The sequence below is a fragment of the Shigella sp. FC1661 genome (assembly GCF_001712525.1).
Lineage (GTDB): Bacteria > Pseudomonadota > Gammaproteobacteria > Enterobacterales > Enterobacteriaceae > Escherichia > Escherichia coli.
The window spans coordinates 1-2,267 of record NZ_MDGW01000268.1; the positions used below are offsets into that span (position 1 = coordinate 1).

At 48.3% G+C, this 2,267-nt stretch carries 2 protein-coding genes and 1 pseudogene; 2 read left to right on the forward strand and 1 reads right to left on the reverse strand.

Annotation, left to right across the window (positions count from 1 at the left end; genetic code table 11):
• Together BFF42_RS15345 and BFF42_RS15350 are read left to right on the forward strand one after the other, a co-directional pair.
• Positions 1–534 (forward strand): IS3 family transposase (locus BFF42_RS15345; RefSeq protein WP_039060271.1); only part of this gene is annotated, 534 nt, incomplete at its 5' end.
• 39 nt (positions 535–573) lie between these two features.
• Positions 574–1,954 (forward strand): annotated as a pseudogene (locus BFF42_RS15350) (6-phospho-beta-glucosidase).
• Positions 1,955–1,981: 27 nt separating this feature from the next.
• On the opposite strand, the gene BFF42_RS15355 reads toward BFF42_RS15350, so the two are convergent.
• Positions 1,982–2,267, reverse strand: a 286-nt coding sequence (locus BFF42_RS15355; RefSeq protein WP_000318964.1) for an integrase core domain-containing protein, incomplete at its 5' end; no start/stop codon positions are given.

A 2,267-nucleotide genomic window follows, 5' to 3' on the forward strand; every position in this document is an offset into this window, starting at 1 on the left:
AGGCAGTTCGCCGTGACCGAGCCAAATCAGGTGTGGTGCGGTGATGTGACCTGTATCTGGACGGGTAAGCGCTGGGCGTACCTCGCCGTTGTTCTCGACCTGTTCGCAAGAAAACCAGTGGGCTGGGCCATGTCGTTCTCGCCGGACAGCAGGCTCACCATGAAAGCGCTGGAAATGGCATGGGAAACCCGTGGTAAGCCCGGCGGGGTGATGTTCCACAGCGATCAGGGCAGTCATTATACGAGCAGGCAGTTCCGGCAGTTATTGTGGCGATACCAGATCAGACAGAGTATGAGCCGGCGCGGAAACTGCTGGGATAACAGCCCAATGGAACGCTTCTTCAGGAGTCTGAAGAACGAATGGATGCCGGTGGTGGGTTACGTAAGCTTCAGCGAGGCAGCTCACGCCATAACGGACTATATCGTTGGATATTACAGCGCACTAAGACCGCACGAATATAACGGTGGGTTACCCCCAAACGAATCGGAAAATCGATACTGGAAAAACTCTAACTCGGTGGCCAGTTTTTGTTGACCACTTCATTTATGGGGCGGCGCGGTAGCCGCGCATCAGTTGGAAGGTGGCTGGAATGAAGGAGGAAAAGGCATCAGTATCGCTGATGTGATGACTGCTGGCGCTCACGGGGTGCCGCGTGAAGTGACAGAAGGCGTTATCGACGGGCTTAATTATCCCAATCATGAAGCAATTGATTTTTATCATCGCTATAAAACAGATATTCAGTTATTTGCCGAGATGGGATTCAAATGCTTTCGAACTTCCATTGCCTGGACACGAATCTTTCCGCAAGGTGACGAACAGGAGCCGAATGAAGAGGGTTTACAATTTTATGATGATCTGTTCGATGAATGCCTTAAGCAGGGAATGGAACCTGTGGTGACGCTTTCACATTTTGAGATGCCTTATCATCTGGTGACAAAATATGGTGGCTGGCGAAACCGTAAACTGATCGACTTTTTTATCCGCTTCGCATCAACGGTCTTCACGCGCTATAAAGAAAAAGTAAAGTACTGGATGACGTTTAACGAAATCAATAATCAGGTGAATTTCAGCGAAAGCCTGTGTCCATTTACTAATTCCGGTATCTTGTATTCGCCAGAGGAAGATATCAATGAGCGCGAACAAATAATGTACCAGGCGGTACATTACGAGTTAGTTGCCAGTGCCCTGGCGGTACAGACTGGAAAATCGATCAATCCTGAATTTAACATTGGCTGTATGATCGCCATGTATCCCATCTATCCTCTGACGTGTGTACCCAACGATATGATGATGGCCACGAAAGCAATGCATCGTCGTTACTGGTTTACTGATGTTCATGCTCGTGGATATTATCCGCAACATATGCTGAATTACTTTGCCAGGAAAGGATTCAACCTCGATATCACACCAGAAGATAACGCGATTCTTGCCAGTGGTTGTGTCGACTTTATCGGCTTTAGCTACTACATGTCTTTTACGACACAATTTTCGCCCGATAACCCGCAACTGGATTATGTTGAACCACGAGATTTGGTCAGCAACCCTTATATCGATACATCCGAATGGGGATGGCAAATTGATCCGGCAGGGCTACGTTATTCACTCAACTGGTTCTGGGATCATTTCCAGTTGCCGCTGTTTATTGTCGAAAATGGATTTGGTGCGGTTGACCAGAGACAAGCTGACGGCACGGTGAACGATCACTATCGCATTGATTACTTTGCTTCCCATATTCGGGAAATGAAAAAAGCCGTAGTTGAAGATGGTGTTGACTTAATTGGCTACACCCCGTGGGGCTGCATTGACCTGGTTTCTGCCGGAACAGGGGAAATGAAAAAGCGCTACGGAATGATTTATGTCGATAAAGACAACGAAGGGAACGCTGGAACGGATACGTAAAGCGTCGTTTTACTGGTATCGGGATCTCATCGCCAACAATGGCGAAAATATTTGAGACTTGAGGAAGATAGTGGATTTGCCCCTATATTTCCAGACATCTGTTATCACTTAACCCATTACAAGCCCGCTGCCGCAGATATTCCCGTGGCGAGCGATAACCCAGCGCACTATGCGGATGCCATTCGTTATAATGCTCGAACGCCTCTGCAAGGTTCTTTGCTGCCGTTAACCCGTCTGGTTTGGGCATGATACTGATGTAGTCACGCTTTATCGTTTTCACGAAGCTCTCTGCTATTCCGTTACTCTCCGGACTCCGCACCGCCGTGTTCTTCGGTTCAAGTCCCAACATCCGGGCGAACTGGCGTGTT